The 23,577-nt window shown below is 41.3% G+C and carries 24 protein-coding genes; 7 read left to right on the top strand and 17 right to left on the bottom strand.

Going from position 1 to position 23,577, the window contains the following annotated elements; translation table 11 throughout:
* The first annotated feature begins 19 nt into the window (after positions 1-19).
* Positions 20-1,054 carry an endonuclease/exonuclease/phosphatase family protein gene (locus tag G509_RS0103955; protein ID WP_026990336.1) on the top strand — a complete coding sequence of 345 codons (1,035 nt, stop codon included), beginning with the start codon at positions 20-22 and terminating at the stop codon, positions 1,052-1,054.
* Here G509_RS0103955 and G509_RS0103950 read toward each other — a convergent pair whose 3' ends face one another.
* The 8 genes from G509_RS0103950 to G509_RS0103915 all read right to left on the bottom strand — a co-directional run bounded on the left by G509_RS0103950 (position 1,055) and on the right by G509_RS0103915 (position 8,926).
* Positions 1,055-1,666, bottom strand: coding sequence for a WbqC family protein (locus tag G509_RS0103950; protein WP_026990335.1), 612 nt, complete (start codon positions 1,664-1,666; stop codon positions 1,055-1,057).
* Positions 1,667-1,765: 99 nt separating this feature from the next.
* Positions 1,766-3,442 (bottom strand): signal peptidase I, encoded by a 1,677-nt coding sequence (gene lepB, locus G509_RS0103945; RefSeq protein ID WP_026990334.1) that lies wholly within the window; start codon positions 3,440-3,442, stop codon positions 1,766-1,768.
* Positions 3,443-3,488: 46 nt separating this feature from the next.
* Positions 3,489-4,187 (bottom strand): 4-hydroxy-tetrahydrodipicolinate reductase, encoded by a 699-nt coding sequence (gene dapB, locus G509_RS0103940; RefSeq protein WP_026990333.1) that lies wholly within the window; start codon positions 4,185-4,187, stop codon positions 3,489-3,491.
* 11 nt (positions 4,188-4,198) lie between these two features.
* Entirely contained in the window at positions 4,199-4,768 is a 570-nt protein-coding gene (locus G509_RS0103935) for a DUF5683 domain-containing protein (RefSeq protein ID WP_026990332.1), read from the bottom strand.
* Entirely contained in the window at positions 4,768-5,667 is a 900-nt protein-coding gene (locus G509_RS0103930) for a ParB/RepB/Spo0J family partition protein (RefSeq protein ID WP_026990331.1), read from the bottom strand. The genes G509_RS0103935 and G509_RS0103930 overlap by 1 nt, the downstream gene beginning before the upstream one ends.
* On the bottom strand, positions 5,664-6,440 hold the full coding sequence (locus G509_RS0103925) for a ParA family protein (RefSeq protein WP_026990330.1): 777 nt from the start codon (positions 6,438-6,440) through the stop codon (positions 5,664-5,666). The genes G509_RS0103930 and G509_RS0103925 overlap by 4 nt, the downstream gene beginning before the upstream one ends.
* 159 nt (positions 6,441-6,599) lie before the next feature.
* The gene (locus G509_RS0103920) at positions 6,600-7,862 is read right to left on the bottom strand and encodes a T9SS type A sorting domain-containing protein (RefSeq protein ID WP_081663238.1); all 1,263 of its coding nucleotides are present in this window, start codon (positions 7,860-7,862) and stop codon (positions 6,600-6,602) included.
* Positions 7,863-8,044: 182 nt separating this feature from the next.
* Positions 8,045-8,926 carry an SDR family oxidoreductase gene (locus G509_RS0103915; protein ID WP_026990328.1) on the bottom strand — a complete coding sequence of 294 codons (882 nt, stop codon included), beginning with the start codon at positions 8,924-8,926 and terminating at the stop codon, positions 8,045-8,047.
* A 175-nt stretch (positions 8,927-9,101) separates the two neighbouring features.
* Between G509_RS0103915 and G509_RS21420 the strand changes: the two genes are divergently transcribed.
* The 5 genes from G509_RS21420 to G509_RS0103890 all read left to right on the top strand — a co-directional run bounded on the left by G509_RS21420 (position 9,102) and on the right by G509_RS0103890 (position 12,409).
* On the top strand, positions 9,102-9,596 hold the full coding sequence (locus G509_RS21420; protein WP_131450708.1) for a hypothetical protein: 495 nt from the start codon (positions 9,102-9,104) through the stop codon (positions 9,594-9,596).
* A gap of 2 nt (positions 9,597-9,598) precedes the next feature.
* Positions 9,599-10,339, top strand: coding sequence for an LVIVD repeat-containing protein (locus G509_RS0103905; protein ID WP_026990327.1), 741 nt, complete (start codon positions 9,599-9,601; stop codon positions 10,337-10,339).
* A gap of 164 nt (positions 10,340-10,503) precedes the next feature.
* The gene (locus G509_RS0103900; protein ID WP_026990326.1) at positions 10,504-11,082 is read left to right on the top strand and encodes a hypothetical protein; all 579 of its coding nucleotides are present in this window, start codon (positions 10,504-10,506) and stop codon (positions 11,080-11,082) included.
* Between the two features lie 6 nt (positions 11,083-11,088).
* A complete protein-coding gene (locus G509_RS0103895) occupies positions 11,089-11,700 on the top strand; it encodes a DUF6705 family protein (RefSeq protein ID WP_026990325.1) in 612 nt (203 codons plus the stop codon).
* 118 nt (positions 11,701-11,818) lie between these two features.
* A complete protein-coding gene (locus G509_RS0103890; protein ID WP_026990324.1) occupies positions 11,819-12,409 on the top strand; it encodes a DUF6705 family protein in 591 nt (196 codons plus the stop codon).
* Positions 12,410-12,476: 67 nt separating this feature from the next.
* Here G509_RS0103890 and G509_RS23280 read toward each other — a convergent pair whose 3' ends face one another.
* The 9 genes from G509_RS23280 to G509_RS0103845 form a co-directional block, all read right to left on the bottom strand.
* A complete protein-coding gene (locus G509_RS23280; protein WP_131450709.1) occupies positions 12,477-12,695 on the bottom strand; it encodes a hypothetical protein in 219 nt (72 codons plus the stop codon).
* A gap of 264 nt (positions 12,696-12,959) precedes the next feature.
* A complete protein-coding gene (locus tag G509_RS0103880) occupies positions 12,960-13,490 on the bottom strand; it encodes a hypothetical protein (protein ID WP_026990323.1) in 531 nt (176 codons plus the stop codon).
* 93 nt (positions 13,491-13,583) lie between these two features.
* On the bottom strand, positions 13,584-14,336 hold the full coding sequence (locus G509_RS0103875; RefSeq protein ID WP_242604856.1) for a DUF72 domain-containing protein: 753 nt from the start codon (positions 14,334-14,336) through the stop codon (positions 13,584-13,586).
* Positions 14,337-14,406: 70 nt separating this feature from the next.
* Positions 14,407-15,693, bottom strand: coding sequence for a Glu/Leu/Phe/Val family dehydrogenase (locus G509_RS0103870; protein ID WP_026990321.1), 1,287 nt, complete (start codon positions 15,691-15,693; stop codon positions 14,407-14,409).
* A gap of 39 nt (positions 15,694-15,732) precedes the next feature.
* On the bottom strand, positions 15,733-16,551 hold the full coding sequence (gene metQ, locus G509_RS0103865) for a methionine ABC transporter substrate-binding lipoprotein MetQ (protein WP_026990320.1): 819 nt from the start codon (positions 16,549-16,551) through the stop codon (positions 15,733-15,735).
* A gap of 34 nt (positions 16,552-16,585) precedes the next feature.
* Positions 16,586-17,239, bottom strand: coding sequence for a methionine ABC transporter permease MetI (gene metI, locus G509_RS0103860; RefSeq protein ID WP_026990319.1), 654 nt, complete (start codon positions 17,237-17,239; stop codon positions 16,586-16,588).
* Positions 17,232-18,263, bottom strand: a complete 1,032-nt coding sequence (gene metN / locus G509_RS0103855; protein ID WP_026990318.1) for a methionine ABC transporter ATP-binding protein MetN — start codon at positions 18,261-18,263, stop codon at positions 17,232-17,234. Before metN ends, metI begins: the two co-directional genes overlap by 8 nt.
* A gap of 360 nt (positions 18,264-18,623) precedes the next feature.
* Positions 18,624-19,358 carry an endonuclease gene (locus G509_RS0103850; protein WP_026990317.1) on the bottom strand — a complete coding sequence of 245 codons (735 nt, stop codon included), beginning with the start codon at positions 19,356-19,358 and terminating at the stop codon, positions 18,624-18,626.
* 217 nt (positions 19,359-19,575) lie between these two features.
* Positions 19,576-20,259 carry an NUDIX hydrolase gene (locus G509_RS0103845; protein WP_117590869.1) on the bottom strand — a complete coding sequence of 228 codons (684 nt, stop codon included), beginning with the start codon at positions 20,257-20,259 and terminating at the stop codon, positions 19,576-19,578.
* Positions 20,260-20,598: 339 nt separating this feature from the next.
* Here G509_RS0103845 and G509_RS0103840 point away from each other — a divergent pair, with 339 nt between their 5' ends.
* Positions 20,599-23,571, top strand: a complete 2,973-nt coding sequence (locus G509_RS0103840; RefSeq protein WP_242604857.1) for a SusC/RagA family TonB-linked outer membrane protein — start codon at positions 20,599-20,601, stop codon at positions 23,569-23,571.
* Positions 23,572-23,577 lie beyond the last annotated feature (6 nt).

The following is a 23,577-nucleotide window of genomic DNA, read 5'->3' as shown; positions in this document are numbered from 1 at the left end:
TGGATACCAAACTAAGCAAATGAAAAAACTTTCGTGGTTTAATAAGGTCATGTATTTCTTTAATATAGTACTTACTGTATTAACGTTCTTTGCCTATTTGTTACCTTTTATGGCGCCCAAGGTTTTTCCGTTTCTGTCGGTATTTACACTGGTAATGCCGCTAATGCTTATACTTAACTTTTTGTTTTTTATATACTGGCTGCTGCAAACCAAAAGGCAAATGCTGCTGTCGGGCATCTTTTTGCTGTTAGGTATAACCTTTATTAGCAAGTTCTATAAATTCTCGTCGAAAGACCTGCCGGAGGATAAAGCCGACTTTACCCTTATGAGCTATAACGTGCGCCTGTTTAACCTGTACGACTGGCTACCGCAAAGGGATATACCACAGGTAATACCGGCGTTTGTAAAACAACACAACCCCGATATTGTTTGCCTGCAGGAGTACAACAAGGTGGGCGATAAATCGTTCAGCCAGTACAAGCACAAGTTTATTTTTAAGATGGATGGGCAGGCCGGGCAGGCTATTTACTCGCGTTTTCCTATAATAGGCAAGGGCGATATACAGTTTCCTGGGTCGGCTAATAATGTGGTGTATGCCGATATTAAAAAAGGTAAAGATACCCTGCGCGTGTACAGCATGCACTTACAGTCTATTAAAATTAGCCCCGATATTCATGAAAATTTTGATGAAGAGAAATCGAAGGTAATATTTAACCGCATTAGCGAGGCTTTTAAAAAGCAGCAATTGCAGGGCGAACTGGTAGAAAAGCACAAGAGCGAATGCCATTATCCCATGATTATTTGCGGCGACCTTAACAACAGTGCGTTTTCTTACGTGTACCGAAGTGTAAAAGGCAAAATGAACGATGCTTTTGAAGAGGCCGGTAAAGGTTTTGGAAAATCATACAACTACAAGTACTACCCTGCGCGCATTGATTATGTTTTTACCGATAAGAGTATCGAGGTTAAGGAGTATACTACGTTTCCGGCTTTTATAAACTCCGACCATTTTCCGGTGATGACGCGCCTGGCGTTCGAGGAAAAAGAAGAATAATTACAACTGTTGGTTCTTTAAATAATCCAACGCATAGCGGCCTTCGTTAAAAAGCAGGTCGAGTATGCTAAGGTTATTTATGTAGCCGTGCTTATCGATAAAAACCTGGGTGTAAGGTTCAAAATCAGATGTGTCTTTTTTGCCGTTAACTAAGTAACGGTAGTCTTTAACATCGGGTACTTCTTTAAAATACTCGGTAGTTTTAGAGTAATTTAATTTCATGCCCAAACATCCTGTTACAATTTCCAGCGCCTCAAAATTAAGGTCCATCATATAGGTATGCTTTTTCTCGAATAGCGGGCGTATATCGTCTTCAAAATACTCAAAGAAGGGCGAAGTACGGTATGCTGCCTCAAGCGATTTAAAGTGCTGTTTACGCCAGTCAAAAGCCTGTTCTATCTTAGTATCCTTAAACTTTTCGTGCGTACCCTCAGCATGCTTAACAGGTATGTTGAGCAACTGCAATCCGTTGGGGCTGTAGATGTACATGCGGTTACGGTTGGTTTGCTTCTGGAAGTTATCTTCTACCTCAAAAGTAATCGTTTCGGCCTGCGCCATAGCCACAAAATGGCTTATCGATGGAAAATAAGTAGGATGTATTAAGATGTTCATGTGTTGATTAATTGAAGATTTGAAAATTTGGTAACTTGAAGATTTGAAAATGCAGGGATATCCTTTAATTTCCAAATCTTCAAATTTTCAAATCAACTGTTAAGCTGTTTTTTTCTTTTTCCTGAAATAATCAAACACAAAATAGCCTACCAATAAAATAATAAAGTATTTAAAATACGATACCGGTTCGCCATCGCCATCAACGGTGGTAAACATCCTGTCCCAACGTATTTTATCACCAATTTTGCCCCACGGCACATCTTCATCTAAACTCATCCAGATAAATACAGGTTTACCTACAACGTGATCGAAAGGTACAAAACCAAAATAGCGGCTGTCTAAAGAGTTGTGGCGGTTATCGCCCATCATCCAATAGTAGTTTTGTTTAAATGTGTATGATGTAGCTACCTGTCCGTTAATACGTATCTCATCTCCGGTAACTTTAAGGTCGTTATGTTCGTAATCTTCAATTATAAGTTTGTATAATGGCAGGTTTTCTTTAGTTAACTGCACGGTTACATCTTCCTGCGGAATGGTAAAAGGTCCCATTTTGTCTACACTCCAGTCAGGGTGGGTTTGTGGGAAGATATCTTTTTCGCCATTGGCAGGGTAAACCGACCTGGTAACTGATTTTACAAACGGGTCTTGTTTAAGTTTGTCAGCCTTCTCGAACGTAAGGTTGGCATGAAGGTTAGTCATAGAGGGTTGCATGTCCAGTTTTAAGCGGTAATCTTCGCTTACAAAACCGGAAACCTCTACAAAAGTACTATCTCTTTTAGTTTCCACTAAATGCGACTGACCTTTTAGGTATCGCTGCACTTCCTGGTTATCCCAAAGTTCGCTTTTAATTTTGTAAGACCTCCAGTATTCTTTAATCTTATAAGCGTTTAAGAAATCCTGGCTTATGTCTCCTTTAGTTTCAATATCAAAGTAGTACTGTACTTTAGCCCTGTCAGAAAGTGTTAATTCTTTATCATTTATAAATACAAGGCCATCTTTTATCTCCAGCTTATCACCCGGTGTACCTACGCAACGTTTAACATAGTTCATTTTTTTGTCTACCGGTTTTTTAAGAACAGAACTGCTTTTGATATCAGGGTTGGAAAGTGTATCTGCCGGCCAGTTAAAAACCACAATATCATTCTTTTCTATTTTATTAAAACCTGGAAATCTTAAATAAGGTAACTGTGGCCAGCTACTATATGATTTTGTATTTATTAGCGGAATGGCATCATGTACCATTGGAGCTGCAACGGTAGTCATGGGTACACGTGCCCCGTAATGTAATTTACTTACAAACAGAAAGTCGCCTACGAGCAATGTTTTTTCTAATGATGCTGTTGGTATCTGAAACGGCTGAATTACGTAGGTATGCACTATGGTGGCAACTACTACTGCAAATAGTAACGATCCAAGGGTACTGTCTTTTGATTCCCTCTCCGGGTTGTAAACCGGTGTACCGGCATAGTTAACGTAGTACACGTAAAAGCCAAGGGTTACAATACCCAATATCATATCGGTAGCAGAGCGTTTGCCAAAAACCTGTAAAGTTTGCACCCACAGCACAGGGAACATAATAAGGTTTACAATAGGTATAAACAACAAAATTACCCACCAGCGCGGCCTGTTTATTATTTGCATTAAAACTATAGCATTGTAAACGGGTACGGCAGCTTCCCACGGTTTGCGGCCAGCTGTTTTATATAGGTTCCATGTGCCTGCAAAGTGTACTACCTGTACAACCAGGAAAAATATAAACCATTGTAATAGTGTCATTGTATTGTATGTATTTTATATATATGTAGTATAACGGTATAATTTGTTACAGGCCCAGTACATCTTTCATGCTGTACACGCCTTTTTTGCCAATAAGCCATTCGGCAGCTACAACGGCACCAAGGGCAAAACCTTCGCGGCTGTGGGCAGTGTGTTTAATTTCGATGGCATCAACATCAGAATCGTACGTAACGGTATGCGTACCCGGTACGCCCTCTACACGTTTGGCGTCAATAAAAATATCGCCCTCTTTTGGGTTGCCAATAGCCCAGCCGGCATAATCAGAATGGTTAATAATATCTTTAGCAAGGGTTATTGCCGTACCGCTTGGGGCATCCAGCTTTTGGGTATGGTGCACCTCTTCCATAGTAACCTTATATTGCTTAAGGTTAGCCATCATTTTGGCAAGGTGGGTGTTAAGCTCAAAAAATATATTTACGCCAAGGCTAAAGTTAGAGCCGTAAATAAAGGCGCCACCTTTTTGCTCGCACAATTGTGCCATATCATGGTAGTGCTCTAACCAGCCTGTAGTACCGCTAATTACGGGTACATCGCTGTTAAGGCAGGCCGAAATATTGCCCACCGCAGCATCAGGAATACTAAAATCTATTGCCACATCGGCATCGGCAAGGCCATCAAAGGAGTCGGCTCCTCTTTTTCTCAAAACAATTTCGTGGCCTCTTTCTAAAGCAATACGTTCTATTACTTTGCCCATTTTGCCATAGCCTAACAGTGCAATCTTCATTTGGTGTTTGGTTAAAATTGATAATTTAGCGAGATGGCCACATTGCGTTTAAAATCGATCTGGTTTTGTTGCAGGTCTGGTTTTAAAGAGAGGTTCTCGTTTACGTTAAATTGCGAAAGGTGCGCGCTAACGTTGGCATCTATAATTTGGAGTGCATAGAGGCCTACGGTAATTAGCATAGAGAGGTCGCGGTTACGCTGGTGAAATTTTTGCGCCCTTATAAGCCTGTCGGCATCAAAGTCGGCCAGTTCTCCCGTTAGGGGGCGGCCCGCAAGCACATCTTTATAAGCATCTCTATACTTATGATATTCGGTATTATTAAAAGAATAGTTGTACAGGCTAAAACCCATGGCACCATATACTAACGGTACCTTCCAGTACTGTTTGTTATACACCTGGCCCAGTCCCGGCAGTATAGCCGCATAAAATGATGCCTTTGCCGGAGCCAGCGCATCTATAGTATAAGGCTTAAGCAGGGCAGAGTCTTTTACGGTTTCTATATCAACTTTTAGATCTTCCTGCGCCTGGGCGCCAGTAGATAAAAGCAATAGTGTTATGAATATATAAAATATACTTTTCACTAACTGTTTATCAGTTTAATAATCCTGTTAAAATCTTCTTCGGAGTGGAAAGGGATGGTAATTTTACCTTTACCCTTAGCATCTACCTTAACATCTACTTTTGCGCCAAAAAAGTTGGTAAACGATTTTTTCTCATCGTCGTTAACCTCAAACGAGGTGCTTTTTGCAGTGCTTTTTTCGGCTGTTGGCAACAGGCTTTCGTGGTAGCTTTTTACCAAAGCCTCTGTTTCGCGAACCGAAAGGTTGCGGCTAACAATTTTTTGGTAAATATCTGCCTGGGCGTCGTGGTCTTCTATATTGATGATGGCACGGCCGTGACCCATGGTAATAAAGCCATCGCGAATGCCGGTCTGGATAATTGGGTCCAGCTTAAGCAGGCGAAGGTAATTGGCTATGGTAGAGCGTTTTTTTCCCACACGGTCGCTCATTTGCTCTTGTGTAAGCTGTATCTCGTCTATAAGCCTTTGGTAGGATAATGCAATTTCTATAGGGTCCAGGTCATGGCGCTGTATGTTCTCTACAAGAGCCATTACAAGCGACTCGTTATCGTTTGCAATACGAATGTACGACGGTATGTGCGTTAAGCCGGCAAGCTTACTTGCCCTTAGCCTGCGCTCTCCCGATATTAATTGGTATTTGTTATAATCGAGCTTACGTACTGTAATGGGCTGTATAACCCCAAGCTCTTTTATAGATGTGCTTAGCTCTTGCAGGGCCTCCTGGTTAAAGCTGGTCCTGGGCTGGAAAGGGTTTATTTCTATAGCATCTAATTCAAGCTCTATAATGTTACCCACTACCTTATCGGCATTTTTATCCTCAACCGACTTAATGTCGTTTTCAGGATCTTTTAATAGTGCCGATAAACCTCTGCCAAGGGCTTGTTTTTTTACTGCTTTCATAAACCTACTTTACTATTTTTCTTTATAACTTCTTCTGCTAAGTGCAGGTAGTTGGATGCGCCTTTGCTGGTAGCATCATAGTTAATAATACTTTCGCCAAAGCTTGGGGCTTCGCTAAGCTTAATGTTTCGTTGTATAATGGTGCTAAACACCATTTCGTTAAAATGTTTTTGCACCTCTTCTACCACCTGGTTAGACAGCCTTAAACGGGCATCGTACATGGTTAGCAGCAGGCCTTCTATATCTAACTCCGGATTGTGTATTTTTTGTACACTCTTTATGGTATTTAACAGTTTGCCTAAACCTTCGAGCGCAAAATATTCGCATTGAATGGGAATGATAACGCTATCTGCAGCGGTAAGGGCATTAAGGGTTAGCAGGCCTAAAGATGGCGCGCAGTCTATTAAAATATAATCGTACTTATCTTTAACGCTTGCCAGCGCCTGTTTAAGCATGTACTCTCTGTTTTCTTTATCTACAAGCTCTATTTCTATAGCTACAAGGTCTATGTGCGATGGTATTACCCAAACATTAGGGGCTGTACATTCCATAGTAGCTTCGTCTGGGGTGTTGCTGTGCTCCAGTATCTGGTAAGTACCAATCTCTACCGACTCTACATCTATACCAAGGCCAGAGCTGGCATTGGCCTGAGGGTCGGCATCAATAAGCAACACTTTTTTTTCGAGAACACCTAACGCAGCTGCAAGGTTTACCGTTGTGGTTGTTTTCCCTACGCCACCTTTTTGGTTGGCAATGGCAATGATCTTACCCATTTATGATTAAAATTTTTGAACCGTAAAAATACAATTATTTATGGTTCCTGAAAACGTAAATTGTTAACAATGCCCAAATAGGGCAAGAATAAAAAAAGCCGGCAAAATTGCTTTTGCCGGCTTTACTATTTTGGTGTTACTAACACCCCAAAAAACTAATTATTTAATAACAAGTTTTTGAGTTTTAGTTACAGAACCAGCATCTAATTTAAGGATGTAAATACCAGCGCTTAAAGAAGAAAGGTTAAGGTCTTTAGTGTAAAAACCAGCGTTGCTTGTAATTTGAGTTTCAAATACTTTAGCTCCTGTTAAAGAGAAAACGCTTACTGTGTTTTTATCTGATGTATTGTTTTTAAGGTCGTACATTAAAGTTACGTTACCATCTGTAGACGGGTTAGGGTATACAGAGAAAGCAATGTTGCCTGTAACATCTTCTAAAGATAAAAGGCCTGTTACATCTTGTTTGTTAAAGCTAAGGGCACCTGTAGATGATCCTGCAAAAGATGTAAAGTATAATTTGTAAATACTGTTACCTGTAGTGCTTTTTAGGTAGAACGTTTTGTTAGCAGCAATATCATAAGTAAATCCTGCGTTTAACGTTTTCCAGTCGTAACCAATAGTGTTAATGTCTTCAGAGTAAGCAGCATCAGCAGGAAGTACGGCAGCGCCTGTACCTGTCTGGTCTGTCTCGGCAACAGTAACAGCAGCAGAGTTGTGTAGTGTACCTGTTACAACGTAAGGCATTGGTTCCTCTGTAGTACCAAGGTTTGTTGTGTATTTTGTAAATACCATATCCCAGTCTGTATCAACAGGAGCAACAGTAACAGGGCCGTTAGTATCTAAAGAGTAAAAGTTAAAAGTTGTAGTAAATGCACCGTTGTTTGCTACTGTAGCAGTAGTATCGGCACTCCATGCAGTACCATCCCAGGTAGCATATTTAAATGTAAAGCCACCAAAATAATCTTCTATGAAAAGTTTTTTGTAAACCGTAGCAGAATATTTAAGTACGTAAACAATTGCACCTTCTACATGGTGTGTTACCGGGTTATAGTTACCCCAGCCGTACTCTGCAGTACCCTGGTCTAAAGCACCGCCAACCCACTCAGTATCTGAGTTAGATAGTTGTGTCCAGCCTGTTTGTGCAGCAACATCTATAGTAGCATAATCTGCAGCTGTTGCAGATGCCTGGTAAGCAGTAATACCTCTGCCATCGTTAACACGGATAGTTCCTAAAGCCTGTTGGCCTACTACGTTTTGAAAAGCAATATCCCAGCTTGCAGCAACTACAGGAGTTTGTGTGTTGGTAGAGAATTTGTAAAATACCTGGTTGGCATAGCCTTGTCCAAGAGAAACGTTAACTTCTTGTGCAGACATTAAGCCACTTATAAAAAGTGATGCCATTAACAGTAGATTTTTCTTCATTTTGTTGTTATTTAGATTTATTAAGAATAATATTTCGAGCGCAAATATAATTATTAATTTATACTAAGTCTAAATAAAATAGAAAAAATAAATAAAAAAAGGCAGAAAAATTTTCTGCCTCATTAGTAATATATGGGGTTGGCAACATATTAGTTATACAAACATAACCTGTTGCTAACGGCCTATTTATTTTTTTTCGCTTTAATCATGGCTTCCAGCTCATCCCACAATTCTTCGGGTATGGCTTCTAACAGGTTAAACTGCCCTGCACCTTTAAGCCACTCGCCGCCATCTATGGTAATAACTTCGCCATTTACATAGGCCGAAAAATCAGACACAAGGTAGGCTGCAATGTTAGCCAGCTCCTGGTGGTCGCCCACACGCTTAAGCGGCACCTTTTGGGCAAGGTCAAATTTTTCTTTCAGGTCGCCCGGCAATAGCCTGTCCCACGCACCTTTGGTGGGGAAGGGCCCCGGTGCAATGGCGTTAGAGCGTATGCCGTACTTAGCCCACTCTACAGCAAGGCTGCGTGTCATGGCCAGTACACCTGCTTTTGCGGTGGCACTTGGCACTACATAGGCAGAGCCCGTCCAGGCATAGGTGGTTACAATATTAAGTATGGTAGTGTTGGTTTGTTTGGTATCTATCCAGTGTTTGCCAAAGGCAAGCGTACAGTTTTTAGAGCCTTTAAGCACTATATCTATAATAGTATCGAACGCGTTGGCAGACAGCCGCTCTGTAGGCGATATAAAGTTGCCGGCCGCATTGTTTAGCAACACGTTTACGGTTCCATAGGCATCTAAAACGGCTTTAAGCATGTTTTCTACCTCATCATAATTACGTACATCGCACTGTACGGCAAGGCATTTGCCACCGGTTTGTTCTTCGAGCTCTTTAGCGGTGTTTTGCAGTTTCTCTAAATCGCGCGATGTTATGGCTACCCTGGCGCCAAGCTCCATAAAATATTTGGTCATGGCTTTGCCAAGGCCGCTGCCGCCCCCGGTAATTACTATAACTTTATCTGCAAGCGCATTATCGCGAAGCATTTTATCGGTATAACTCATGGTGTGTTGTTTACTTACTGTAAATATATAAATATTATGCATGCCTTACTATTTGTATTGGCTAATTTATATGGGGTGCAAAAATTTAAGTGGGCAATGTTACCAAATCATTAAAATTTTAACATTGCCACGCAACCCTTTTGTGTTTTGGCTATCTAACAATAAATCGCTAATTATGAAACAGATAAAACTAATTGTTGCTTTTGTGGCATTGCTGCTGCTGCAAAGCTGTATTTACGGGCACGGAGACGACGACCCCGGTATTGTTAACCCGGGCTACGGGGCAACGGTAATGACACGAACCGAACTGGAAAACTCCATACACCTGCTGGACCCGCAGGCTGTAACAAAGTCGGGCAAAATATATATAAAAGACAATTATTTATTTGTGAATGATGTTAACCGTGGTTTTCATATCTATAATTATTCAGATCCGCAGCATCCGTCGCCTATGGCCTATTTAGAAGTGCCCGGCGCTACCGACCTTTCTATGCGCGGCAACACCCTTTACATAAACCAGGCGGTAGACCTTGTTACGCTTACGCTCGATAATAATGCCATTTACATGGTTAAGCGCAACCGCAACGTATTTCCGCAAAAAACAGCACCCGATAACAGCTCTATTCCGTACGACGAAAATGCAATTATTATAAACTGGTATCCTCTTTAATTATGAAAAAAATATACACACTATGCCTTCTTGTTGTACTGGCTATAGCAGGATGTTCTGACGATAGCGACAGTGGTACGTCTAACGCTGCCGATGGCAAAGGCGGATCGTTAGCTATTTTTGCCTTAAAGGGCGATTACCTGTACAGTGTAGACAATGCTACGCTTAACGTATTTTCTTTAATAGAAGCGTCAGGGCCGGTTAAGGTTAACGATATTGATATTGGCTTTAATATAGAAACGCTTTTTGCCGATGGCGATTATTTGTACGTAGGTTCGCAAAACGGCATGTATTTGTATTCTATTGCCAACCCCGAAAATCCGCAGCTGCTATCAAGGGCAGAGCATTTTACATCGTGCGACCCGGTTGTGGCCAACACTACCCATGCGTTTGTAACGCTGCACTCTAACACGTTTTGCGGCAACAACCTTAATGTGCTGCATGTGTACAATATTGCCGATAAAAGCCACCCGCAACTTATACACACCCGTAATTTGGTGCAGCCAAAAGGCCTTGGGCTTTACGGCTCGCACTATCTTATTGTGTGCGACGACGAAATTAAGATTTTTGATATTGCCAACCCTGCCGAGCCGGTACTGGCGGCAAGCATAAACAAGCAATGTAACGATGTTATTATAAATGGCAACACTCTTTTTGCCATTGGCAATACCGCCGTATATAACTATACACTAAACCCCGATGCTATTGGCAGCGCAACGCTTAATAGCCAGGTTGACTTTTAAATAAAAAACAGGAGCACAGAAAAGCCGGGCAATATTATGTCCGGCTTTTTTTGTGCCTCATTAATAGTAATTCTTAAAGAAATGTTAATTGCGGATTTTCCGTAACGCGAATGAGGAAAACCGTAAGGAAATCAGGTAATTAAGTTGTAAGATTGTAAAGTAATATGAAATATATCCTGTTTTTTTGTACTGTACTATTATTTTCCTGTTCTTCTGCAAAGCAGGATTACAATGTTATAAATGATTTTTTAGAAACCGAACTCGCTAATAAAAAAGTAGATACTTTGTTTGTTAGCAGAGAGGGCACGCCTAAAATGTATATGTTAGAACTTTATGAAACAGCTTATAATGAAAGAAATGGAGAAGAAGAACTGGTTTGGGTATTACCTAAAATTACTAATTGGCCTTTGGATAGCCTGGATATTGTGAAAGAAAAAAATATAAAAAGAGAGAAGAACAACTGGATACGTTTCGACTTTAAAAACAAAAATTATATACCTACATACTATAAGAGTATAAGGAGTATCCCATTTTCTTTAAAACATATAAGTGCCAGTAATTTTATATTATATCTTTCCAGGCCGGTTTTTAGCAAGGATAAAAAACACAGCATGTTTCTGTTTAGCATAGGTTGTATACCTTTCGGCGGTTGCTTAACTGAAAATTATGGACTTATAGTTATGGAGAAAAAGAAAGGCAAATGGGTGCAAATATCAAACATCAAGTATCAGGTGTATTATTAGTAGAGTATGAAAATACAACTTCAAATATACATATTGTTATGGTGTGCTTTTGGGTTCTCTCAACAGCCTCCAATTTTAAGCGTTACATCGTTAGCAAACACTGAACACGATGCAACTTTAACTATAAATGGTAATTATGCTATCGATACTAATAACGATCGAAATCAATATGTAGGAACATGGGAATACAATCAAAACGGTATAATATTTCAACTCAAAATCGAAAAGGCAGATCAGGTAATTACAATAATAGAATCTAACGGTACAACAGCCGAACATTACAGTTATTGTGACGAAGTTATTTTACGGTATAAACTGATAAAGAATGGTATAACTCTCAACAATAACCTGAATCAGGCAGTAACATCTATAACAACATCTACAAGTTATGGATTTAAACAAGCCAGTTCTGATTTTTTGAGAGGCCGTATTTTTGACTATACCCGTAATGTTGTTGGCTCTTATACAATTAAAAAACTCATAGGAGCACCTCAGAAAATACTATTTAATTTGAGCCGTTTCAATTATAAACAACACAATCCTGACACTTTCTATCAGGACGGGCAACCGTTATTTACTATACCTGTTGGAGAAATAGAAATGGTTAAAATTAATTAATGCTAATTCTTAAACAATACATAAGCTACACCATACCTTTTGGCGAGTATGTGTTAACCAAGCAGCCGTAAACATAAAAGCCTCATCTTAAAAAATGAGGCCTTGTTACATAAACGATATGAAAACAATATACATATTAATAATCTTAGGTATAACAACTGTTTGCAGAGCCCAGTCTCTCATTTTACCTATACTTGAAAGTGCATCAAATATAGTTCAGGGAGCCTATTATAAAGACTTAGATAACGAATTGGGTAAATTTGTTGGTACTTGGAAATACACAATTGGCACCACATCATTTACAATTACGCTACAAAAAAAAGCAATGTTTTATAATACATATGACAATTATTACGAAGATATTATAATTGGCGAATATAAATATATTAGCAATGGTGTTACTATTGTAAATACATTACCTAACCTTGGTACTAATTATGATAGTCAGTATAAATACAATATTTCCGGTTTAATAATTAAAGACCAATATAGCCAACCTGTAGGAAACAGAAGGATTCAATTAGGTTTTGTAGATCCTGAAAGAGACTATCTTAATATGGGCATTTTTATAAAATATATTGCTGCTGTTGGAAACACACCTGCCAAAATAGAAATTGAATTTACAGGCTCAATGTCGATAGTTCCTTCAGATACTGCTCCAACTTCGTTACGAGTGCCTGAACAAAATTATGTTCTGCTTAAGCAATAAGGGTTGGTACTTTAAACAAGAAAGCCCCACAAATAATTGTGGGGCTATTTTTGTATTGTTTGTGTGCTTATTTTTTTACCCTAACTTTTATAGGCTGTAAATTTTTCTGGTCTTTAATTAGCTGGGCGGCGCCTATAGCTAAGAAAGATAAAAATGCAGGATATAGTATAAAGAAAGCTGTATTTACCGAAGGCAGGTTTAGCACAAGTGCAAATAGTATGTGCAGTACTGAAATTACAATCATTCCTACTGTCCCGATTGTAAAGAAGGGGTTACGATTTTTCATTTCCTGTTTTTAGGATTAATTATTTATAAAAGTACGTTTTAATAACAAGCAAGGTTGTTAAAGGATGTATTATTTTGAAAAATATCCTTATGCGTTACTCAAACAATTATCATGCCTAAATTACGGGCCTTATTTTACGATTTTTGCAATATTTGCCTCTTGCCAAATAATTTACAATCAACATAATTTTTAGTTACCCATTAGCTGTCCGTATAAAAAAAACCGGACTGTTAAGTCCGGTTACCTTGTATGTAATATAAAATACTATAGCTCTAAGGGTATGTTGGTAAAAGTACCCTCTATACTGCCCGATATAATTTGAGAATTATCTACCGCCGGATTTAACTCCACATTATGGAACTCTATCTTGTACGTATCGTTACCCTTATCGGTAACGGTAAAGGTGCTGCCATCGGTAAAAGGCGAGGCCATATCATCAAACAGGTACATACCGTCTCCGGTAAACTCATGTTCAACAGTATTACCGGGGTATTGGGTATACGTGCCCGAAGCATCGTCTCCCGAATAAACAATGTGCAGGATTATTGACCTTGATGCCAAACTGTTTGCAACGTTTTGCCTGATAACAAAACTGCGTTCGCTAACATTGGGCGCCCCGTAAGAAACCGATGTGGTAACGTTAGATTCGGCCGTGGTGGCAGGAGATGGATTAAAGGCTTCGCCATTAATTGTAATGGATGATGTATAGCTGCCCGGGATTGTAGCTACGGTATCATCGTCCTGGCAGGAAACAAACAGGCTTAACGCCGAAAATAAAACGAATAACTTTTTCATAGCAAATGAATTTTTATTGTTGATCTAACAAATATAAAAAATCCAATTTTACTTACAAGTTTTTGAATATTAAGTTTTTATCTTAATAAGCTATTAGTGTTGCGCGGTAATATCTTCTAATTGAAGCGCATTAATAATGGCCGCACTGCTTGCAGTGTTGTTAAAGTAAATGTAGGCTTCGGTAAGGTGGGGCTGTTGTAAAATGTTGGCGTACAGTTGTTGTAGTTCATCTTTAGTATATTCTGAGTAAAATAACCTCGGGTTGCCGTGCAGGCGCACATAGCCGGTTGGGGTAGTGGCTATAACACCGGTAAATAGCTTAGGGTAGTTAACGCTGCAAAACGTAATATTGGCAGCCGCGAGGGACTGGTACACATCTTCGCGCCACCAGCTCTCGTGCCTAAATTCTACCACGTTTTTAAATTCCGCGCTAAGCGATGATGTAATTAACTCCAACCGCTCCTGGCTATACGTAAAGCTTGGCGGCAGCTGAAATAAGATACAACCCAGCTTTTCGGCTAAGCCTTCTTTAGAGGAGTTGTAGAATTTTGCTATCTCATCTTCACAATCAGCAAAGCGTTTTAGGTGGGTAATTTGCTTGGGTGCTTTTACGGCGTAGGTAAAACCCTCCGGTGCTTTTTTATACCAGCCCTGCATGCCCTTAACCGTGGGGAAACGGTAAAACGTAGCGTTAATTTCAAACGTAGTAAAATGCTGGCAATAATAGGCAAACCACTGGCTCGTGGGCAGGTCTTCAGGGTAAAAGAGGCCTTTCCACTGCTTGTTGTAAAAACCGGAACATCCTATTATAATTTTTGGCGCATCCATGTAAAAAAGCAGCGGCATTAATGCCGCTGCCTATCACAAATTTAATTAATATAACTGCAGTTCTGCCACCTCTAACAGAACCGGGTAGTTAATTTTGAGTGAAATTTTTGCCCCTGCCAACGGCCTCTTTTAAAAGGTGCGTTTGCGCTACCTTTTTAACCGCCAGTACATAAGCCGCTATGCGCAGCGTTACATTATACTCTTGGGCGGCGGCAAAAACATCGGCAAAGCTCTGGTTTAAAATATCTTCCAGGCGGGTGTTTACCTGCTGCACGGGCCATTGCTGGTTAAGGCTGTTTTGCAGCCATTCAAAATAAGACACCGTTACCCCGCCGGCATTGGCAACAATATCGGGCACTACGGTAATGTTCTTGTTTTTTAGTATCTCATCCGCGTCCGACGATACCGGGCCATTAGCCCCCTCTACAATAATACTGGCCTGTATGTTATGGGCGTTTGCCGCCGTAATAACATCTTCTTTAGCCGCCGGTATCAGTACATCTACATTAAGCAGCAGCAGGTCGGCGTGCGGAATAACGTCGGCTTTAGGGTAGCCTGTAATGCTCCTGTTGTTCAGGTTAAAGTACAGTATCAGTTCCGGAATGTTCAATCCCTCAGGGTTGTGCAGTGCCACGTTAACATCGCTTACGGCGGTTATCTTTACACCGGCTTCGTATAAAAACAATGCCGAATGCAGGCCCACATTGCCAAATCCCTGTATGGCTGCCGATGTAGTCTGGGCATTGTAACCCAGTTTTTGCAGCGTAAGCAGGGTAATAATACTAACGCCACGGCCGGTAGCCTCTACACGGCCTAACGAGCCGCCAGCGTTTAAATGCTTGCCGGTAACCACGGCATGTATAGGTTTGCCGTGCAGCAGCGAGAACTCCTCCATAAGCCAGCCCATTTCGTCGGGGCCGGTACCCATATCGGGTGCGGGTACATCTTTATTGGGGCCAAAAGTATCGGCAAGTGCCTTGGTGTAGGCACGGGTTATTTTTTCTAATTCAGATTTTGAATGCTCTTTTGGGTTGCAGATAATGCCGCCCTTGGCACCGCCAAACGGTATGCCTGTAACAGCCGATTTCCAGGTCATCCAGGCTGCAAGTGCCTTAACCTCTTCGGTATGCACATCGCTGTCGTAGCGAATGCCCCCTTTAGACGGGCCCAATGCGGTGGAGTGGATAATGCGGTAGCCCTCAAAATTCCTTTCTTCGCCGTTATCCAGCGTTATCGAAAAGTTTACGGTTACCTGTTTTTCCGGGCGTTGCAGTTTTTGGCGCAACGATTCTTTAAGCTCCAGTATATCGGCAGCGGTATTAAACCGGTCCAACATCGACTGGAACGGGTTTTGTTGTATGATGGATGAACTCATGGGGATATGCTAATTGATTTATTTTTAATTGATTGATGGTTACCAGCCTTTTACAGCGCCGCCTTTAAACTCTTTAAGTGCAGAAGCCTCTACTTCGGCATCCTGCCAGGCTTTTACAAACTGCTTTACGTTCTCGGCATTTTTGTTATCCTCGCGGGTAACGATGAGGTTTACATAAGGCGAATCTTTATCCTCTACAAACAGGGCATCGCGTGCGGGCACTAACCCGGCTTGCGATGCGAAGGTGTTATTTATTATGGCTATGGTTACATTCTGGTCTTCCAGCGCCCTTGGCAATTGCGGTGCTTCCAGTTCCAGTATCTTAAGGTTTTTAGGGTTGGCGGTAATGTCGGTCACCTTCGGTAATAACCCAACACCTTCTTTAAGTGTTAGCAACCCGTTTTTTTGGAGCAACAGCAGCGACCTGCCGCCGTTGGTTGGGTCGTTAGGGATAATGATGGTGCTGCCGTCTTTAAGCTCGGCCAGCGACTTAATTTTCTTGGAATAGGCGGCAATAGGATAAATAAAGGTTTTGCCCACCACGGCCAGTTTGTAGCCCCTTTGTTTAGACTGCTCGTCTAAATACGGCTGGTGCTGAAACGCATTAGCATCGATATCGCCCTGGCTTAGTGCCTCGTTTGGTATTACGTAATCGTTAAACGATACCAGTTCTACCTCCAGGCCATACTTTTCTTTGGCTACTTTCTTGGCCGTTTGTGCCACGGTTAATTCGGGCCCGCTTGCCACGCCCACTTTTATAAAATGGGGGTCGGTATTTTTCTTGTCAGAACAATTGGTAAGGCTCAGGGTTAAGGCAATAATGCCCGTTAGGTTGATAAGTTTTGCTAATGCATTCATATATATAGGTATTATGGGTTTTTGTATTTGAAATTTATCGATGATCGAAACGTTTAGAAAGGGCATCGCCGGCATACTGAATTATAAATACCAGCAGTACCAGTAGTATTAGTACAGAATTCATGGTTACGGCATCATAGCCTATATACCCATACTGGTAGCCCACCTGGCCCAAACCGCCGGCTCCAACAGCACCACCCATTGCAGAGTACCCTACCAAGGTTATTAATGTAATCGAGGCTGCGTTTATTAGAGAGGGCAGGGCCTCCGGCAGCAGCACCTTATACACAATTTGCAGTGGGGTAGCACCCAATGCGCGTGCGGCCTCTATAAGCCCCGGTGGCAGGCCAAGCAGGCTGTTTTCTACAAGGCGGGCAATAAATGGGGCGGCACCAATACTAAGCGGCACCAGTGCGGCGCTAACACCAATAGAGGTGCCCACAAGGGCGCGTGTAAAGGGTATCATCCATACAATTAAGATGATAAAAGGTATCGACCTGAAAATGTTTACCAGTACCGACAGGGTGCGGTTGGCAACTTTTTGCTCCAGTATTTGCCCCTTGCGGGTAAGGAACAGGAGTATGCCCGTTGGCAGGCCCAGGACGAAGCCGAAGAAGCCGGAAACAAACGTCATTACTATGGTCTCCCAGGTGCCGTGCAGCAGTAATTGTATAATAGAATCAGACATAGCCTAAAATTTGTGTTTTAATATGTTTGCCAATAAAGTAGTTAATAGCGGCGGTGTAGTTATCGCGGTTGCCCGAAAGCTCTATAAGCAGTATGCCAAAATTTACATTGCCCGCATGGTCCATCTGTGCGCTTATAATTTTAAAGTTGATGCCAAACAGTCGGCTGGCCTCAGAGAGTACCGGCTCGTTAACCGATTGGCCGGTTAGCTCCAGTTTTAGTAACGGATGCAGCCCTTCGGCATCGGTAGCCGACAGCCTTTCGGCGTAAGCAGCCGGAATTTCGATGTGCAGCGACGATGCTATAAACTCTCGCGTAAGGGCCTGTTTTGGATTGGCAAAAATTTCGCCCACCGTGCCCTGCTCAATAAGCTCGCCATTGCTTATTACCGCTACTTCATCGCAAATAGATTTTACAACCTCCATTTGGTGGGTAATAAGTAATATGGTAATGTTAAGGCGGCGGTTAATATCTTTTAGCAGGTTGAGTATCGATCGGGTAGTGGCGGGGTCTAAGGCGCTGGTGGCCTCGTCGCACAGCAATACTTTTGGATTGTTGGCCAGGGTGCGCGCTATGGCAACACGCTGTTTTTGCCCGCCCGAAAGGCTTGCGGGGTAGTCGTTGGCTTTTTCGGCCAGGCCTACCAGTTGCAGCAGCTCCTGCACGCGCTCTTTAATGGCACCTTTTGGGGTGCCGGCAAGCTCTAACGGAAAGGCCACATTTTGAAACACCGTGCGCGATGATAGCAGGTTAAAGTGCTGAAAGATCATGCCTATTTGCCTGCGCTCCTGTGCTAACTGCGCGTTAGACAGGCTGATGAGGTTTTTGCCATCTACAATTACCTGTCCCGATGTGGGCTTTTCCAGCAGGTTAACACAGCGTATAAGCGTGCTCTTGCCCGCGCCCGATGTGCCTATTACACCAAATATTTTACCCGGCGGCACCTTTAGCGATACGCCGTTTAAGGCAGTAACTTCGCGGTCTTTTTGGTAAAATTTTTTGGTTACATTTTGTAATTCAATCATCTGGTTACTATAGTTAGTATAATTTTGGTATAAAAAAAGCCCCTTTACAGTGCTGTAAAAGGGCTTAGTATAGTTTTGGTATGGCTATACACGGGCGCTCCTGCAACACGAAAAAAAATTCATGCAGCAACATTTTAGCATAAACATGTTGTTGTAGGTAGCCATATATAACGTATTTAAAAATCGGCTGGATTAATCTTACTATGGATGGTTAGCCGAATTATGATGCAAATGTAAATAAAAAATTATTACAACCTACAAAGTCTACCTTTTTTATAGGGTAATAATAAAAATTTAATACCTCTTACAGCAAACCGCCTGTATTTTAAAATATTAATGGTTTTGTTGTAAGAAAGTGGTTTACTCCTTATACAGTACCTGGCAATTGGTGCAAAAAAAGCTGCGCCGCTTTTTAACCCCCGTGTACTCTTTATACAAAGGGAGGTCGCAGCGCTTGCACACCTTTTTAGAATGTGCCAGCCAGTGCTTTTTAAGCTCGTCTTTTTCTTTCCAGTGCAAAAAGTCGAAGCTGTAGTTGCGGGCCTCGGTTACCACGGCATCTAAAACATCGGGCTGTATGCTGCCCACCAACGACTCCGGGTGTACGTGCACCCTGTACAGCACCTCGTTTTTTATAATGTTGCCCACGCCAGAAAAGATATCCTGCTCCAACAGGGCATCGCACACCTGCTTATTGGGCACATCGGCCAGTTTGGCTTTCGCCGAAGCGGGGTTCCAGGTGTCGTTCATTACATCGGCAGTAAAATCGTAATGGTCGGCCACGTTGCCCTCCAGCACGGTTACCGCAGCGGTATAGATGTTGAATTCGCCATTTTTAAAAGTTAACCCAAGCCGAAGCAGGGCATTTTTGGTCTGGTTTATAAAATAGGTGCCAAAAAGCAGGAAGTGGATGCGCACAGTAAAGCCGTCAAAGCAAAGCAGCAGGTGCTTGCCCCAGGTTTTAATATCTACAAGCTTTTTGTTTTCGAGCCGGCTAACGTCTATTTTGGCATTGCCGGCGGCGGCAATAACTTTTTTGCCTATAAAATGCTTGGCCGCATTTTTTGCAATGATGATGGAAGGACCTTCGGGCATACAACTTTATTTATGCTTAAAGTTACGCCGCAAATTTTTTGGGTGTTTTTGTTTTACCGAAGTTTTAACAGGAGGATAAAATTATGTAAGATTTAAAAATTATTACTGTAAGAATTTTTAAAAATAGCAGTGGCTGCAACAAACCTCTTAAAAGGTGTGTTTAGTAGCGAATGTCGAACTCCAAAAGTGAAATATTAAGCCTTTTTTGACCCAAAAATTACAATTTAAAGGCAAACCCGTCGGACACTTTTACCTTGTATTTTTCTTCATCAAACGTATAAAAGTACGACCCCTTTCGAGACGACCCCATGTCTTTTTCTTCGGTTTTTATCAGGATGTCGAGACCGTTTATCTTGTTAATAAAGTTACGTTTGTCTAATGTTTCGCCCAAAATAGCCTCGTAAAGTGTTTGTAACTGCTTCATAGTGAACTTTTCAGGCAGCAGCTCAAACCCAATGGGCTTGGTAGAGGCACGGTAGCGCAGGCGGCTCATTGCGTTTTTAACCATAAGGTTATGGTCGAAGATAAGGTCGGGTTTATCTTCTATATTAAACCACTTTGCCGAGAAGCTCTCGTTAAGGGTGCTGTGCTCTTCTATGTTAATTAGCGCATAGTAAGATACTGATACCGTGCGCTCTACAGGGTCCCTGTCCAGGGCACTGTACGAGCGGAGCTGTTCCATATACACATTATCTAAGCCTGTTAGATGGTTTAGTACCCTTGTTGCGGCTTCATCGAGGTTTTCATCGGTTTTTAAGAACCCCCCCATCAAAGACCAGTGGCCTTTTTCGGGTTCAAAATCTCTTTTAATAAGTAAAATCTTTAGGTTTTTTTTATCGAACCCAAAAATTATACAGTCTACCGCAAGGAGGACTTTCTTCTGATTATTGTAGTTTTTCATTATTTAAAAAATGGCAAGATACTAACAATGGCGGTAATTTGCAACCTATTTCGTGTTGCTAAAATAATACATTTATTGTTATAGAGAACGTTTGAGTATTGCGATGTTTATCTTTTTTTTAAGTATATTTTCACATATGTGGATTTTTATTTGCTTTTTTTCAAAATAATTATATAAATTTGGAAGTGTAAAAAATACATTTATAAAACAAACCAAATTTTATTGATTATGATGAAAATTACCAACTTTTTACGATGCGCTTCCGGCCGGCTCATGAAAATGAAGTTAGCAGGATTTGCATTAATTCTATTTTCTGTTTGCACCGTTAACGCTCAAAGCGTGACAGTTAAAGGGGAAATAACCTCTAAAGACGACGGCCTGGGTTTGCCAGGAGCGAGCGTAGTGGTAAAGGGCACGTCTAATTCTGCGGCTACAGATATAGATGGCTCTTATTCTATCACTGCTAACGCAAACGATGTATTAGTTTTTTCCTACATTGGGTTTACTCCCCAGGAAATTAAAGTGGGCACTAACACAACTTTAAATGTAGTATTGGTATCTGAAGCTACAACCTTAGATGATGTTGTTGTAATTGGCTATGGTACCCAAAAAAAGGCAGATATTACAGGGTCTGTTGCCGTGGTAGACGTTGGCGAGGTGCTAAAAGTATCTAACAGCGATGTGTCTCAGTTACTACAGGGGCGCTCTGCAGGTGTAAACGTAACCAGCGATGGTCAGCCGGGTGCAGCACCAAACATCAGGATTAGGGGTATAGGTACATTTGGCGATAACCAGCCTTTGTATGTTGTAGATGGTGTACCGGTAGGAACATCGGTAAGGGATTTTAACCCTAATGATATCAAGAGTATACAGGTGTTAAAAGATGCTTCGGCAGGTGCTATTTACGGTTCAAGGGCTGCCAATGGTGTAGTTATTATTACTACTAAAAGAGGTGTTAAGAACTCGCCGCTAAAAATAGATTACAGCGGTTACTATGGTGTAGACCAGGTAGCGCAAAAAATTCCGGTTTTAGGAAGGCAGGATTACCAAATGATTGTAAATGAGAAGCGTACAAATGCCGGCTTACCGCTAATTGCAGGTAACGACCCGTCGTCTGACCTGTTTGTGGATAATATAGATAACGACTGGCAAAAAATAGGCTTAAAAGATGGTACCCGTAAAAATCATAGCTTTAATTTTTCGGGTGGTGGCGAAAACGTTACCTATAACGCCTCTATGGATTATTTTGAAAACAAAGGTATGTTTGTGGGCAACGGGCCATCTTACGAAAGATATTCGGGGCGTATAAATGTTACTATAGAGAAAGGTATCTTTAAAATGTCGCCTTCATTATACTATACACACTCTTTCGAAAACTCTTTAACCTTTAGGGGAGACGTGTTAACCGGAGGCAGGCCACCGCTAATCAACGACTTAGTTATTGCAATACCTACTATGGCATTGTACGATGAAAACAATATAGGCGGCTATGGCGGTACAGATTCTACAATACACCAAACTATAGCACTTAACGTTCCGGGTATTAACTCATTGTTTACTAACTCTGTAGAGGTAGACAGAACGTTTGCTATTATTAACCCTGAGTTTAAACTAATAAACAGCGGCGGGCATGAACTAACGTATAAGCTAAATTTAAGCTACGATAAAACCCAGGCAAGAGATTTTTCTTTTGTACCAAAATTTGAAATGGGGTATTTCTTCGGTTCGGGTAAATCGCTATTAGACGATAACTCAAGGATATACACCACAACACTTGTAGAAAATACTATAAACTATAAAAAAGTATTTGGTAAACACGATGTAGATGTTTTGGTAGGGCAAACGTACCAGACTAATGATGCCGTTACAAGAACAGGCCACTCAGAAAACTTACCTGAGCCTTACCACCCTGTGCTTTCTAATGGTAGTAACCAAACATCTGGTGGGTCTTTGTTTAACAGTACATTAGCTTCATTATTAGGTCGTGTAACATATAGTTTTGACGACAGGTATTTATTAACAGCTACAGTAAGGCGCGACGGATCGTCAAGGTTTGCGGCTTCTAACAGATATGGTACTTTCCCGTCTGTTGCACTGGGCTGGAAATTATCGAACGAAAAGTTCTTTAAGGTTTCAAAAGATATTGTTTCGCAAATTAAACTGCGTGGTAGCTATGGCGAATTAGGTAACCAGAATATTGGCGACTATTTGTTCCAACCCGTTATTAACGGCAATATCCTTTATAATTTTAATGGCGCAACTGCTGTTGGTGGCCTGCAAACCAGCGTAGTAGATGAGAATATTAAATGGGAAACAACAACATCTGCAAACATTGGTTTAGATGCCAGCTTTTTAAACGATGCTTTAAGTTTTACTGTTGAGTATTATAACAAAAAAACAACCGATGTTTTAGTTGGTGTGCCAATACCTCTATCTACAGGGTCTATAAATACTACGCCTGTAGTAAATGCAGGTAGTTTGCGTAATACGGGTATAGATATAGAGGTAGGTTACCATTATGATAAAGGCAAAGATTTTAGCTTTGATATTTCGGCTAATGCAAGTACACTAAAAAATGAAGTTTTGGCACTTGGCGGAAACAATGAGCCAATTTATGGTACCGGGTCTAAAACCCAGGTAGGCGGTAAAGTGGGCGAACATTTTGGATATGTATACGAAGGCTTGTTTCAGTCTAACGAAGAAGTGGCCGACCATGCTTTTCAAAGCGCTGCCACAGCTCCCGGAGATGTTAAATTTAAAGACCTTAATGATGATGGCGTAATTGATGCCGATGACCGTACCTTTTTAGGCAGCGCAATACCTACTGTTACCTACGGTTTTAATTTTGCAGCCAAATACAAAAACCTTGATTTTACAGTATTTGCATCGGGTGCGGCAGGATACTACATTAACAGTAGTTTGTACAGGAGCCTTATGTGGTCTACAGACTACATAAACTCTCATGAAGATATATTAGACCGCTGGACACCGGAAAATACCGATACCAACATACCAAGAGTGGTGGCTAACGACCCTAACGGTAATGCAAGAGATTCTAACAGGCCGGGATGGCTGCAAAAAGGAGACTACCTGCGTATCAATACGGTTTCTTTAGGCTATACACTGCCTAACCTTTTTGGTAAAGTTATCCAGTCGATAAGAATTTACAGTACTGTTCAAAACCTGTATACTTTTACAAAATACAAAGGTTTTAACCCTGATTTTAATGCAGGAGTATTTAATCCTGGTTTTGACGGAGGTACTTATCCAAGGCCAAGAACCTATCTTTTTGGTGTACAAATGACATTTTAATGAAAA

The sequence above is a fragment of the Flavobacterium subsaxonicum WB 4.1-42 = DSM 21790 genome (assembly GCF_000422725.1).
GTDB classification, from domain to species: domain Bacteria; phylum Bacteroidota; class Bacteroidia; order Flavobacteriales; family Flavobacteriaceae; genus Flavobacterium; species Flavobacterium subsaxonicum.
Note: the sequence above shows the minus strand (reverse complement) of the source record. Positions and strands in the feature narration are given on the sequence as shown.